The sequence below is a fragment of the Arcicella rosea genome, from assembly GCF_040543805.1.
GTDB classification, from domain to species: Bacteria; Bacteroidota; Bacteroidia; order Cytophagales; family Spirosomataceae; genus Arcicella; species Arcicella rosea.
In genome coordinates this window covers 485,551-500,281 of record NZ_JBEUMS010000001.1, presented here as the reverse complement: position 1 = coordinate 500,281, position 14,731 = coordinate 485,551, and the positions used below count along the sequence as shown (strand labels likewise).

The window sequence follows — 14,731 nt, the reverse complement described above, 5'->3', positions numbered from 1 at the left end:
AGGCTACAATTAATCAATACAGTGATTTTCACACCAACAGCATCATTAATATTATTCAATTTAGAAATAGTCTTGAGTAACCAGATTTCATTATGAATATTTTGTACTTGGTTTTTGGAGAAGAACAAGAAAACCATATTCAAACATATTTTTCTATTTGCTCATTTCTGAGTCAGATGAGTGAAACAGACAGAATATATGTTCTGACGGACGCTCCAAAGTATTATGAGCGGGTAGCTAGCCGAGTGAATATTGTAGAAGTAAGCAAAGGTTTATTGGATGAATGGGAAGGCCCAAAGCGGTTTTTGGGAAGAGTAAAAATCAAAGCCATAGAATATATATGTTCGATTCATCCGAAAGAAGTTGTTGTATATTTAGATACCGATACTTTTTTGTATGCTAATATTAATTTATTGAAAGCCGATTTAGCGCATTCTATGCTACATCAATATGAAGGAAAGCTTTCAGTAATGAAAAGTAAAAGTGAGAAGTTACTTTGGAAACAGGTAGGAGGAATGTCGTTTGGAGGGATTGTAATTCAGCCAGAACATTGTATTTGGAATACTGGAGTAATGGTTTTGCCAGCTGAAAAAGGTTATGATATTGTAAAGATGGCACTTTTGATTTGTGATAGTATGCTTCAAGCAAATGTTACAAAAAAATTGATTGAAAAGATTTCAATTTCTGTAGCCATTTCTGAGTTTGGAGAAGCAAAATCTTCTAATTTTTGTATAGGTCATTACTGTGATAATAAATTAGAATGGAATGAAATCATCAGAAAATTTGTGGTAGAATCTTTTTTAGGAAACCGAAGTTTAGAAGAAGATATAGTTTTGATTCAGGATTGGGATTTTGCTAAACTTGCCATTCAGAAAAGAGTTCCTTTGGCACAAATTAGGCTTAAAAAATTTATTGAAAGGATTTTTCCAGCTAAAATTATTCAGCAAATAAAGAAGAAGTAATAATAGAAAGTTATTTAACAAAAAACCCTTGTTCAAACGTTTGAACAAGGGTTTTTGATTTATTTCTGCACGATACCGAAAGGCGTAAATGGCTCTGTTTCTTGTTGCGTTACTTTTTGTAAATCCCAAGTTTCTTGTGGAATTTTTGTTTCCTTATGATGCAAATGATAAACCAAAGCCGAAGAAGCTACTGATTTTGTTGATTTCCCAATTAAAATAAGTCGTCTATAAACATCCAAATCTTCGCCAACACCTGGCCAAAGGAAACGCTCATCAAAACCATTAATACTTAGTAAATCTTCTTTATGAATTGAAAAATTGCAACCTAAAATATCACGATGTTTGTTGTTAATCATTCTGGCAAAAAAGGGTACTCTTGCATAAAGCATTTTTTCGCCATGTCGAGTTTCACCCGATAATAACAAGTACAAAAAATTCTTTTTGAAATAGCCTTTTTTGATACTTTCTGGCGTAAGTTTTTTAGATATTTTATCCGATAAATATACTCTTCTTCCCGAAAGTGCAAATCCTTTTTGTCTTGCTTCCAAATGTGCTTCCACAAATCTATCGTCAGGAATACAATCGCCATCAATAAAAATAATATAATCAGATTTCGCACTCATCACGGCTTTATTTAGCATGATATTTTTTTGCCAACCATTATCTTCTTGCCAAAGATGATTGATATGGAGTGGCGAATGCTTTTGAATTTCTCTGATTTGTTTAACAACATCTTCACGAGAACCATCATCTGAAATAATCACTTCAAAATCTTTAACGCTTTGGCGTTCTAATCCTGCCAAAATGAGCTTAAGATTATCAATTTTATTGTAAAAAGCGATATTCACTGAGCAACGCATAAACTTCTATCTTTAAAATGGAATGATTTTCAATTAAAGCTTCAAAATTACGCTTATTTCTTTGAGTATAGTCAAACTACACAGACAATAGCTTAAATTTGTGGTATTGAGCATGATATTTTATTGAGAAAACAATCTTAAAATCTTTCGATTTTTGTCTCTCCAACGAATTTGTGGGAACAAAACACTATGAATATACTTCTTCAACATAATGCGATACTTCCTGTAAATCAATATGGTGGAACCGAACGAGTAGTTTGGTGGCTTGGCAAATACCTTAGTTTGTTAGGGCATCATGTGACATTTCTGGTGAAAGAAGGTTCAACATCGTCCTTCGCCAAAATTATCCCATATCGTGAAAATCAACCATTAGACGAGCAAATTCCTGATGATATTGATGTAGTTCATCTCAATCAAAAACCGCAAGAATATATTCGGAAGCCATTTGTTGTTACTCAGCATGGCAACAGTTCGCAATTAGATTCTTTGCATCAGAACACTGTTTTCGTTTCTAAAAATCATGCAGAAAGACATGGCGGAGAAGCCTTTGTTTATAACGGAATTGATTTTGATGATTATGGAAAGCCAGATTTGAATCTTCCTCGAAAACATCTTCATTTTTTAGCAAAAGCCGCTTGGCGAGTAAAAAATGTAAAAGGAGCGATTGAAATCTCGAAGCGAAGTCACCATAAATTAATCGTGATGGGCGGTACTCGTTTGAATTTGAAAATGGGTTTTCGTTTCACACCCGATTTTCATGTTCGTTTTCATGGCATGATTGGTGGGGAAGAAAAGTTAAGCATTTTAAACCAATCGAAAGCCTTACTTTTCCCAGTTTTATGGCACGAGCCATTTGGTTTGGCAATTGTTGAAAGCCTTTATATGGGTTCGGCTGTGTTTGGTACTACTTATGGTTCTTTGCCCGAATTGATTCATCCTGAGGTTGGTTTTCTCTCAAATCAGAAGCATGAATGGGTTGAACAATTGAAAAATATTGACCATTTTTCGCCCCAAAATTGCCATGAATATGCTCAGGATATTTTTTCTGCCCGAACAATGGCAGAGAAATATGTTACTTATTACGAAACGGTTTTAGCTGGAAAACCTTTGAATCCCCAAACGCCAAAGGCTTTGGAAAACTATCCTAAATTTTTGCCTTTTTCTGAATAATCTCATGAAAATATCTGGATTTACTTTTGTCCGAAATGCCATCAAATTTGATTATCCCATCGTCGAAGCCATTACTTCTATTTTGCCAATATGTGATGAAGTAGTCGTAGCTGTGGGAAATTCAGAAGACGAAACTTTGGCTTTAATTCAAAGTATTGATTCTCCGAAAATAAAAATCATTGAAACCATTTGGGATGATTCTTTGCGTAAAGGCGGACAAGTACTTGCTGTTGAAACAGATAAAGCTTTAGCCGCCGTTTCGCCAGATGCAGATTGGTGTTTTTATATTCAAGGAGATGAAGTAGTACATGAAAAGTATTTGCCTGTTATTAAACAAGCCATGCAGGATAATTTACATAAATCTCAAGTAGAAGGTTTACTGTTTAATTATACCCATTTTTATGGTTCATATCGCTATGTAGGCAACGCTCATCGTTGGTATCGAAGAGAAATCAGGGTGATTAAAAATACTGGGAAAATACGTTCTTATAAAGATGCTCAAGGTTTCAGAACGGTTGATAATCAGAAATTGAAAGTAAAATTAATAGACGCTTATATTTACCATTATGGTTGGGTAAAACCGCCAGAAATTCAGCGTGAAAAGATGAAAAGTTCTATCAATTTTTGGGGAGAAGGTCATGATGTTGATAAAATAAAAGAAGTATTAGAGGCTTTTGATTACTCAGAAATAGATTCTTTAACACTTTTTGAAGCTACGCATCCAGCAGTAATGCAAGCCAGAATTGATAGCGTAAATTGGATGTTTAATTATGATATTCACGAGAAAAAGCTCTCTTTCAAAAACCAAGTAAAAATGGGAATTGAAAAGCTGACAGGCTATAGAATCGGAGAGTATAGGAATTATAAAGTGGTTTGATACGCCATAAAAAAGGTCCGAAACTTGCGTTCCAGACCCATGATAGATTAGAGGAAATGTTTTTTCATGATGAAACATAATTCAAAAAAGAAATTATGTAGCTAGAGTTTGATTAAAAATAGGGTACACTTTATGAATTAGGTGTTTGGGAATATTAAAAAGTGTAGGATGAAATAATGCTGCCAAAATTTCAATACCATTTACTAAGGTCGATGCACTTGGTTGAGTGAACAAATCATAATCAAGCACAAAAACTGCTTTATTTTGAACTGCACGTAGATTTTCCCAACCGTTTTTTATGGTTAATAGATGTAATTCTTCCATACTTCTTTGGGTTTCAAAACCGCAAGGAGCTATGATTAATACTTCTGGGTCGTACTTCAATATTTTGTCCCATTGCGTCACGATGCTGTCGCCAGAAGGATTACTCAGCATATCAATGCCACCAGCGTAAGCAATTTGATGAGGAATCCAATGCCCACAATTATAAATTGGTTCAATCCATTCCAACAACATTACTCTTTTAGGCAAAGCTCTGTGTTCACGGAGTTTGTCGATAACATTGTCAATTCTTTGTTGAAGATTCGCTAAATGCAAATAAGCAGCTTCTTCTCTGCCCAAAGCCTTCGCAATCGTAATCGCAGAATTTAAAACATCTTCTAAACTTTGGGGTGTAATTGTTAAAATCTGAGGTGTTTTTTCAAGATTATCAATAACCGCTTGCGTACATTTTGTATCAATTTGGCATACTTCACAAACGTCTTGTGTAATGACAACATCGGGTGCGATAGCTTGTAATTTATCTTCTTCTACATAATACAAGCTTTTTCCTTGTGCTTTAGAAGCCGAGAAAATCTTGTCGATTTCTTCACTTGAATAGTCTTTTCCTTCAAGCACACAACGCACTAAAATTTCATTTTCAGTTCTCGATGTTGGCGGACATTCAAAGGTTACGCCATAGAGTAAGTCTTGCAAACCCATATCGTAAATCATTTGTGTTGCGGCAGGAAGAAAAGAGACAGCTTTCATTGTTTTGAGCTTTCAGCAATTAGCTATCAGAAGTCAGCAATTGCTTTTTATTAATAAATAATGAAATTAGAGGTAAGAGCTTTTAGAATCTAGCTATATCCTTAAACAAGAATTCAAAAAAGATAGCCGAAATCTGAAGACCGATAGCCTCAAGCTTGATTTTGTGCCAAACTTGGAAAACGAACTTGTAATAATTCAAAACTACCAAAAAGAATAGCTGAATATGCCAATGTTCCAACTAAGAAGTTTTTCATGTAAGGAAAACCTTGAATTAAACATTGTTGTAAACCAGCCCAATCACGGGTTAAAGGTAAATTCGTTCTTAAATCTGTTCCTCCGCCAATCCAAACCGTTAAATCAGCTAAAACCCAATGTGAAACAGAGGCAATCACCGCTGCTAAAACTACATTTTGGACATTGATTTTTTGAAGAATTACTCTTCCAAACAATACAATGATGGCGAAAATGCCATAAATCCAATACCAACCGTCGTACATCATTCCATATTTTCCTTGATACACCACTTTGTTAATCACTACGTCACTCACGAAAATGGTAAGAATTGGAAAAGCTAGAGCCTTCCAACGATTGCTAAAATATGCTCCGCCAAAAAGTCCCATAGCACCCAGAGGCGTATAATTTGCTACTGGAGTAAGCTGTGCGGAGTTGGCAATTCTTAACAAAGCAATCGCTAAAATAAAGCAAAGCAAGGTTAAAAAACGAGGGTTGAGTTGCTGTTTCATATTACTTGGAGGTTTGTTGTATAAAGAAAGTAAATAAATTGAAAGAATAAATATCAGAAGAAGGCTCAATTTGATTAATTGAGCCTTCTTCTGATATTTAAATTTACGCTAATATTTTATTGACAACCATTTAAGCAAGTAGAATAGCTCAGAGCACATTTTGCAACTGCTATGGCATAAATTATATCTGCTTGTTCCTTAGCTTGCTTTTTAATTGCTAAACAAGAATTATAGGAATTGTAATCATTACAATCATTAGTCTGTGGTCCTGCATTATATATAATCATTTGATTAGCTCGTGATGGATCATAATCATACTTGAACACATCATTAACAACTACAAATGGAGTTGGTCCAAGGTCACAAAAAGGTCCGAAATTTCTATTTATAATAGCCCTCACTACAAGACAACCATTTACCATAGAATTAGGAACAGAGACTCCTATGATTGTCCATTGATAAATAGGTTGACATCCTGTTATCGTATTTAAAGTACAACTTCCACTTGTTGCATTATTATAGGCATTGTTAGCCTCAGCTAAACATATGCTATTTGTATTTGCACATACCAATCCACAGTAAGGGGTTGCTTGGGTTGAATTTACTGTCGGGTTGTTATTTGTATATATTTTAGAAAGTTCTATTGAGAATTTTTGAATATTCTTGGTAGAAAAATCACTATTGTAGTAGGCTTTGAAAATCTTTTCTTTATACCTTTTTTCTGCATTGTCCTTGAAGAGAAAATCATTTATATCTGTATAACCTAAAAATCCAATATATTTCCCTAAGGATTCTTTTGATGGATTCTTTGTATATTCATCATAAGCAGTAACTATGTCACGTTCATAATTCTTTAATTCCTCTTCTGACAAACTTTTTATTTTCTCATTTATAGTATTGAACTTTATGTTTTGTAGTATTGACAATGACTTCAAGTCCCAATTATTTTCGATGGGTACTACTGTTTTTAATTGCAAATCGCTATCAGGAACAATGCTAGTACTATTTGAACATTTGGTCATTAGAAATGAAACGACGCAGATAAGGAGTAAACAGGTTATTTTTTTCATATTTTGTAAAAGTTTTAAATTATAATGTGAACCTACTTTAATGTTTCTTCTACTCCAATCAGGAAACTGATAATATGTTTATTTAAGATACTTGAAGAATTAAATCATTAATTTTTAGTTGATATACTTCACATATTTTGATAAGATATTTAATGCTAGGTTTGTGTTTTCCAGACTCCCAATTATTATAAGTACTTTGAGCAACGCCAATATATTCTGCTATTTCTGTTTGGGTTAGACCTAAGGATTGTCTGTTCTTTATAAGTATAATTGATAATTGAGAAAAATTCATATCAATTTTAGGGAGATTTAATAACTGTATTGCGATAAAAAATAATCAGATTTCTTCAAAAGAGATAAATAGTAGAAGATATAATCTCTTGCATCACGTTTAATATTAATTAGGATGACATTATTTTCAAAACAATGTCATCCTAATCCTTAAGTTAAGCTATTTGAAATTAGTAACTATTTAAAGAAAAAGCCACTAGGTCCAACTTCCGTCTTTATTGAATCTATTAAAGCACCACTAGGCTGATATCTAATTACATAACCCGCTTGCTTGTATGAAGGAGTGAGGCCAGCATATATAATTCCATTTTTAACGTCAAATGCAAAGCCTGTAAAAGCACGCTTGATTAAAGGCGTTGTTGTCGAAATAGTAGCATCAGTTATATTAAAGCTATAAATTTCACCTTTCTTTCTAGAGTTATCTGCATAATCTTCATATGAATAATCAAAGAAGATAACTGTCTTGTTAGCATTTAATGTCAAATTATTTGGACTTGAAGATGGCTTTGAACTAACCTTAAGGCGAGCTTCAACAATTTTAGAAGTAGGATTGATACGAAGGATTTCACTTCCAACTGTACACCAAACTTTGTTATTAGCATCCACTACAAAACTAGCAGCTGCACCTTGTACAGGAATATTTCCAGATACTTCGTCTTTAGTTATGTCTACAACTGAAATCGAATTAATACCTGAAAATGAAGTGTTTCCAATAAATGCTTCATTACCTACTATTACTATGCCTTCAGCACCATTTTGAACAGGTATTTTTTTAGTGATTTTATTAGTGGTAAGGTCAATTACAGCTATATAGCCTAATTTATAACTATAATCAGGATTGAATGTGTCCCAACAAACTACATAAGCCTTATTAGTACCTGCTTTTATTACACTTCGAGGGTTTTCAACATCTTTAATTGTTGCTACTGATTTAAAAGTACTTGCTGATACGATTTCAATAGCATCGTTACCATTGGTAGAGTTATCTACCAAGATTATCCCTTTGTCAGCAACCTCCGCATAGCCCATAACTAAACCAGACAAAGAACGAGTATTTTCTTTTTGAAAAACATCATTAGAAATTGTTTTGGTTGTTGGATTGTACAAAGAAATTGACCCGTTATTGTCAGTGAAATTACCTATGTTAACTACAAACACACCAGCATCATAAGGTTGAGCAGGTACTACTACTTCTGTTTCTGAATTACAAGCGTTTAACGACAAGAATAAAGAAGTTGCTACCAATGAGCGAACGATAATAGAATTAAATTGCATTGTTTTATTATTGATTAAAATATGAAAACGATTTGGGTTTTTGGATGTGGGATTTCGGTCGTCGGATTTCGGATTTCAGATTTTTTAGTTATTGAAAATGAAAAAAGATGAACTTGAAACCCGAAAACCATATCCAAAATTCAAATTCCAAAAGCTGAATTCAGAAGACCGAAAGCCCAAATCCGAAATCCGATGACCGAAAGCTGAAATCCGAAACCACAAATCCAAAATCTAAATACTCATAATCCATCCCAAAGAGAAACCTCTTCCCGGCATGGCATTCTTTTTTACACTCGGATACACCGTATCCGTCAAGTTATTTATTTGAAAAATTAGGTTTGATTGAATTTCGCCCAATTGGATTTTACCCGAAATGGTTGAATTCAAAATAAAGTAAGATGGAAAAGGTCGTCCAGAATGGTCGAAAGTGATAAAGCGTTCAGAATTATACAATCCTTGAATATTTAAATTCCAATTTCCTTTGCCAATATATGCTGTACCCGAAATCGAATGACGTGGTACGTAAATCATTTGTTTGCCGATAAAATCTTCTGTATAAGCCGCATAAACTTTTTGTTGAGAAGTGTTCGTAAGAGCATAAGTACCCGTAAAACCAGCTATTTTATCGGCCTTTGTATATTTGATATTTCCCGAAACTTCAAAACCTTTTGCCAATACTTGTTGGAGATTTTCTACCCGATACCCTTTGTCTGGATTCCAGTAAGTCCAGTCGTTAACCAAATTATGATAAAGATTAATATCCAAAGAAGTATTTATATTTTCAGAAAGAACCTGTTTCCAATTGATTCCCATTTCTTTGTTGAAACCACTTTCTGGACGAATGTCTGGATTACCCATAACTTTCCAATAGCGTTCGTTCAAAGTAGGTAAACGGTAACTTTTGGCAACATTGGCTGTAGCTTTAATTTCATGCTTTTTCGTTGAAAATACTGCATATTCAATACCCAATGAAGGCGTAAAAGGAGCTTTATAACGGCTTGAAAAAGCCTGACGAAGATTCAGCGAAATAATTAATTTTTCTGCAAGTTGCTGTCTGATTAAAGCAAAAATATCCTGACGGTTTTCAGTAATTGCACCACCGCCATAGCCATCAACTTTTGCTACATAATGCACAAATTCTCCACCGATTCTGATAGAAGTATTGCCAAAACCATCAAAGGATTTAAAAGAAAATTCGTGTTCTGCACGACTAATGTAGCGGTCGGTTTCGGAATGACTTGGATTAGCAAAATCGCCCGTTCCATAATCAATAATGTCTCTGACAAAAGCCGCTTTTACATTTGTATTTCCGAACTGATAGGAAGAAAGAAAACGGTACGCTTTTGTTTGTGTAATTTCTCTGGAGGCAATTACATCTGGCTGAATACTCAACTTATTGTCAGTCAGCCAAATATTCAAAGAAAGTACATTGTTATTTTTTTGTTTCAAGTACAAATCTTGAATAAAACCTTTTTGGGCAGTTTCAGTAGGTTCAATCGGGTAAGTTCTTCCTTTGCTATCAGTTCTTTCTGTGGCTGAAAAATGATTATTGTATTTACTTCCGTAAAGTAAAGTTTTGCCAGAAAATTGTAAACCGTTTTTGTAAGACTTTACAAAACGTAAACCTGTTTGTAGATTATAATTATCAAAACTTCCGTACTGTCCGCCAAGCGTGAAGTTCATTCCTTGTCTTTTCCATTGTGGAACAGAATTGAGTAAAATACTTCCACCCACTGCATCAGAACCCACGCAGGAAGCCGAAGAACCATATTGAATCGCCATTTGGTCGAAACCTAACAATGGAACAGTTGAAAAATCGGTTTGTCCCGCCATTGGATTATTAATGTTCAATCCATTCCACATCACTGCCGTGTGCATGGCAGAAGTTCCTCTGAAAGAAATACTTGTTAACTGACCAGTTCCATAACTTTTAAAAGCGATGGGAGATTGATATTGTAGAAAATCGGCTAAAGTTTGAAATTGAAAACGAGCTAAAGTAGCAGAATCTATTTTTTGTACTTTCAAGCCTGCCATAAAATGTTCAGTAGCAAAACCTGTTACTTTTACTTCGTCGATTTGTTTGTTGGCAATTTCTTGGGCATGGCTTCGCAAGGATATAAAAATACCCATGACTAAAAGTATTGGCTGAAAACGTAAGCAATACGTAAAAACAGCAGACATAACGTTGATAGTTAAGCCTTGACCTGCGGAATGAAACCGAAAATATTGACCAAGAAAATTGAAAGAAAAATCGAACGCTCAATGATGCTTATCCTCCGTAAGCAAGCAATCAAGAATGATTTAATGGCAGGTCTCCTGACTTGTTTCTCATGTACCCAAACCTTCCCAGAATAATATTTGGTGAATTTGTGAATTTGTGATTTAGTGATTAATAAGCCAATTAAATTTTAGGATTATTTTTGAATTTCTTCATTCACTCAATCATTTATTCACTCAATCACCACTAAACCAGTGGCTATTGAAGAATGGTAATGATGGTATTGAAACTTACAGTTGCGGGGACAGTACAGGCATTCAACCTGATTCCCTATTAAGCTTTAAACTTGTATTGATACAAGCCTAATGCACCATAAACTGATGCAAAGGTAGCAGAAATTTTATGTTATTTTGAAGAAAGAATTTTAAAAGCTTGATTTATAGGCTTTTTTGTTGTGATTATTGGCTTATAAATCAAGTAATTAGGAACGTTTACTCTTCCATTAATTTTTTGAGGTCATCCATTTTAATTGGCTTAACCAAATAATTACTTACAATTTCATAAGATTTTGCTCTTTTAATATCCTCAGGGTCGATAGAGCTGGTGACGATAAAAATCGTCACAGCATTTTCAATAGGAATTTGGATAAATTCATCTAAAAATTGCCATCCGTCCCAAATAGGCATATTCAGGTCGAGCAAAATCAAATCTGGTAGTTTTTCACCAGCTATGATACTTGTTTTAAGGTTATCATAAGCTTCTTTACCATTTTTAAAAACCAAAAAGCCATTACAAAAATTGGCTAATTGCATCAGTCTTTTAGTGCCGAAAACAAAGATAGGGTCATCGTCGATGATGCAAGCAATGTCAATTTTTTTCATATTTAAGATATATGCTGAATGTTGTTCCTTTATCTACTTCACTACTTACTTCTACTTTTCCACCCATTGCCTCAATTTGATTTTTGGTAATGAATAAACCAACACCTCTGGCATCTTTATGGTAATGAAATGTTTTGTACAAACCAAAAAGTTTGGCGCCATGTCGTTTTAAATCTATGCCCAAACCGTTGTCTTCTATTTTCAGAATAAGGTAATCTTTTTCTATAATAGTTGATAGTTTGATGTAGCTATCTCTTTCATCTGAAGAGTACTTGATAGCATTTGTCAGAAAGTTAAGCATAATACTATCTAAATAGGCGGGAATGGCTAGTACTTTTTCATCTGTATTAATATTGTTTTCAATCGCCACTTTTGATTCACGGGCAAGAGCCGATACATTTTGAATGGCATTTTGGATTGCGTTATACAAACTTACTCCTTTTAAATTATCAATAACGGCTGTATTCATCAATACTACTTCATTCAAATGAGCAATGGTTTCGCCAAGATTTTTGGAAGCAGATTTTAATAAATTTAAGTATTCATTTTCGGATAATTCAGGATTTTCCTCAAGAAGTATATCCATCATCATTGAGATATTTCCAGAGTGAGACCTCAAATTATGTGAAACAATATGAGCAAAGTTTTTTAGTCTTTCATTTTGGTCTTTTGTAACATCTAAAAGTGCTTTTATCTCTTGCTCCGCATTTTTTTGCTGAGTAATATCAATAATTTGTGAGATAAAATATAAAGGCTGATTAGACTGATTTCTTACTAAAGATGCTGCCAAAATGATTTGAACGATATGTCCTTTTTTATGGATGTATCGTTTTTCCATCTGATAATGTGACCTTTTTCCATCAATCAATTCTTGAACTAAGTCAAGGTCAGCTTTTAAATCATCTGGATGAGTAATTTCTTGGAAAGTAAGTTGATAGAGTTCTTCTTCAGAATATCCAATAATTTGACAAAGCGTTTGATTAATTTTTAGCCATTTTCCGTCAATATCAAGCAAAGCCATACCAATTGCCGCATTTTCGAAATTACCTCTAAAAGCTTCTTCACTAATCTGAAGTTTTTCTAGCGCTTTTTTTCTTTCAGTAATATCGTGCATCGCTACAACAGCACCGAATAATTCACCATTAGGTCCTTTGAGTTGAGCACCCGAAATAGATACAATATGACTTGGGCCATCGTTAGGAGCAATAATTATCTCAACATTATGAATATTTCCTGCTTGTAAAGTCCGAATCAGCGGTATTTCTTCAGTACTTAGTTTTGTTGTACCATCTAAACGATAAAGCCCATAATAATTAGGAAATTCTTCCGGAGGAATATTAGCGATAGGTAAGCCATGCCATTGTTTAGTGGTATTGTTAAACAAAGTAAGGTTACCGTGCTGGTCGCAAGCTACAATACCAATATCAATACTCTCAAGAATGGTTTCTAATAAAGTATGGTTTTCCAGAAGACTTTGTTCAATTTTTTTACGTTCGGTAATGTCGTCTGTGTACATAATAATGCCACCAATTTTGTCATTATCTTCAGTGTACCAAGGTTTCACTTCCCATTTCAACCATTGTACAGAACCATCTTTTCTAACAAATTTATCTTCATCTCGTTTGATAGATTTTCCTTGTAAACATTCTTGGTGTATTTTTTTCCATTCATCGCCTATTTCTGGAAAAATCTCGTAGTGTGATTTTCCGATTAAATCAATACCTTCTAAATGATAATCCGTTCGCCATTTTTCTGATATAGCCAAATACTTTACATCAGTATCAAACATTGCAATAGCGGTAGGAGTATGTTCAATAAATACAGTATTACGTTCAATTTTTTTCTTTTGTTCGCTAATGTCAGAATGTGTTCCGTACATCATCAAAGGTTTTCCTTCGTTTGTCCAGCTTACCACTTTTCCTCTGGCAATAATCCAAACCCAATGCCCTGCTTTGTGTTTCATTCGGCATTCGCATTGGTAATATTCGGTTTGTTTTGAAAAACAAGCTTGAACTCTTTGATTAGATATTTTTAAATCATCAGGATGTACCAATTTCAACCAAGTATCTATACTGATTGGTGCTAATTCATCTAAAGTATAACCCACTATTTCTGCCCAACGCTCATTAAAAAAGGTTTCGCCAGTTTGTACATTCCATTCCCAAGTACCAGCATTAGTACCTTTTATAACGCTTTGAAGCTTTTGCTTTTCTTTAATGAGTTCTTCTTGCGCTAGTTTCTGAGCATGAATATCCTGAAAAGTACCATAAATTCTAACACATTTTTCTTCATAAAATTCAGCTTGACCGATTGCCCTAACCCATTTGAGATTTCCTTTAGCGGTAACAATTTTTAAATCAACATCATAGTGTTTACCAGTTGAAATGGCTAATTCTACTGCTTTTGTAATTTGCTCTCTGCTTTCTCCTTCTTCAAAAAAATGAATGGCGGTTGATAAATTGGGTTGGTAGTCGTCAGGAACTTCATGAATTAGTTTAGTGATTTTACTCCAGTATGGTATTTGGGTTTCCATGTCAATTTCCCAATAACCAACCATTGCAGCGGCATTGCATCGCTCCAAAAACTCATCTTTTCTCATTAATTCTGTTACGTCTGTAAAAGAAATGATAGCGTTAATGGCAGCACCATCGCTATTTCTGATAAGCATCGCACGGCAGCGAAACCAAACCATTGAACCGTTTTGATGTTTGAATCGAAGAATTTCGTCGTAAGGTTTATTAGGACTTTTGTAATGCTCAAAGAATTTTTTAGCATCATCAAGATGAATCAGGGTTCTCCAGACATAATGGTTTTCTGGAATTTCGTTAGGCGAAAAACCTAGAGTAGTCCAAAATTTAGGATTAATCCATTCGTTTGAAGGATCTTCAATATCAAGATATCCAAAACCATCCAATGCTGATTCTTGGATAAAATCAAATATTGAAAAGTCACTCTTGATAAGGCTATATAATTCTTGTTTAGGCTTACTCATTAATTTTGGCGGGGGATTTACTAAATGTTTTAAGGCAATCAATAGCTCGATTTATTTAACCGAGTTTATATTTTTTGAATGCAAAACCTTTTGAATGTTGTTTATAGATATTGACTTTGGCTGATTTTTTATAAAAAAGAACCAAATGTTCAAATTTAATGCAGAAAATCGTTGAGGAAGTTTTTATAAAAGGAAATTAATCAAAAACATTTAGATGCACAAGGAGATAAATCAGGAAGTGTGTATTTAAAATACAAGGCTAGAAACATTATTATAAAAAAGTAAAGGACCTTATTGAATTGTTGTTTTTAGCGAGAAGTACCCCTAAACCTTAAATCGCATAACATTGGGGTAACATAAACA

At 34.0% G+C, this 14,731-nt stretch carries 12 protein-coding genes and 1 riboswitch; of the genes, 3 read left to right on the top strand and 9 right to left on the bottom strand.

Features of this window, described 5'->3' with window-relative positions; all coding sequences use genetic code 11:
- Nucleotides 1-92: 92 nt before the first annotated feature.
- Complete coding sequence (locus ABID42_RS02235) at nt 93-962, top strand: hypothetical protein (RefSeq protein WP_367282262.1); 870 nt, start codon at nt 93-95, stop codon at nt 960-962.
- A 59-nt stretch (nt 963-1,021) separates the two neighbouring features.
- Here the strand turns inward: ABID42_RS02235 and ABID42_RS02230 are convergent, their stop codons facing one another.
- Nucleotides 1,022-1,822 carry a glycosyltransferase gene (locus tag ABID42_RS02230; protein ID WP_367282261.1) on the bottom strand — a complete coding sequence of 267 codons (801 nt, stop codon included), beginning with the start codon at nt 1,820-1,822 and terminating at the stop codon, nt 1,022-1,024.
- Nucleotides 1,823-2,011: 189 nt separating this feature from the next.
- On the opposite strand from ABID42_RS02230, the gene ABID42_RS02225 reads away from it, so the two are divergent.
- The gene (locus ABID42_RS02225; RefSeq protein ID WP_367282260.1) at nt 2,012-2,992 is read left to right on the top strand and encodes a glycosyltransferase; all 981 of its coding nucleotides are present in this window, start codon (nt 2,012-2,014) and stop codon (nt 2,990-2,992) included.
- A gap of 4 nt (nt 2,993-2,996) precedes the next feature.
- Entirely contained in the window at nt 2,997-3,869 is an 873-nt protein-coding gene (locus ABID42_RS02220) for a glycosyltransferase family protein (RefSeq protein ID WP_367282259.1), read from the top strand.
- A gap of 93 nt (nt 3,870-3,962) precedes the next feature.
- On the opposite strand, the gene ABID42_RS02215 is transcribed toward ABID42_RS02220, so the two are convergent.
- The 8 genes from ABID42_RS02215 to ABID42_RS02180 form a co-directional block, all read right to left on the bottom strand.
- Nucleotides 3,963-4,898, bottom strand: a complete 936-nt coding sequence (locus ABID42_RS02215) for an ABC transporter substrate-binding protein (RefSeq protein ID WP_367282258.1) — start codon at nt 4,896-4,898, stop codon at nt 3,963-3,965.
- Nucleotides 4,899-5,047: 149 nt separating this feature from the next.
- Nucleotides 5,048-5,641, bottom strand: coding sequence for a DUF6580 family putative transport protein (locus ABID42_RS02210; protein WP_367282257.1), 594 nt, complete (start codon nt 5,639-5,641; stop codon nt 5,048-5,050).
- 116 nt (nt 5,642-5,757) lie between these two features.
- Nucleotides 5,758-6,711 carry a hypothetical protein gene (locus ABID42_RS02205; protein WP_367282256.1) on the bottom strand — a complete coding sequence of 318 codons (954 nt, stop codon included), beginning with the start codon at nt 6,709-6,711 and terminating at the stop codon, nt 5,758-5,760.
- An 82-nt stretch (nt 6,712-6,793) separates the two neighbouring features.
- On the bottom strand, nt 6,794-7,003 hold the full coding sequence (locus ABID42_RS02200) for a helix-turn-helix transcriptional regulator (RefSeq protein WP_367282255.1): 210 nt from the start codon (nt 7,001-7,003) through the stop codon (nt 6,794-6,796).
- 176 nt (nt 7,004-7,179) lie between these two features.
- Nucleotides 7,180-8,277, bottom strand: coding sequence for a YncE family protein (locus tag ABID42_RS02195; RefSeq protein ID WP_367282254.1), 1,098 nt, complete (start codon nt 8,275-8,277; stop codon nt 7,180-7,182).
- A 231-nt stretch (nt 8,278-8,508) separates the two neighbouring features.
- Nucleotides 8,509-10,458: a TonB-dependent receptor plug domain-containing protein gene (locus ABID42_RS02190; RefSeq protein WP_367282253.1), complete on the bottom strand. Its 1,950-nt coding sequence runs from the start codon at nt 10,456-10,458 to the stop codon at nt 8,509-8,511.
- 108 nt (nt 10,459-10,566) lie between these two features.
- Nucleotides 10,567-10,885: riboswitch (cobalamin riboswitch) on the bottom strand.
- Between the two features lie 101 nt (nt 10,886-10,986).
- Nucleotides 10,987-11,376: a response regulator gene (locus tag ABID42_RS02185; RefSeq protein WP_367282252.1), complete on the bottom strand. Its 390-nt coding sequence runs from the start codon at nt 11,374-11,376 to the stop codon at nt 10,987-10,989.
- Nucleotides 11,363-14,368, bottom strand: coding sequence for a PAS domain S-box protein (locus tag ABID42_RS02180; RefSeq protein WP_367282251.1), 3,006 nt, complete (start codon nt 14,366-14,368; stop codon nt 11,363-11,365). Before ABID42_RS02180 ends, ABID42_RS02185 begins: the two co-directional genes overlap by 14 nt.
- Nucleotides 14,369-14,731 lie beyond the last annotated feature (363 nt).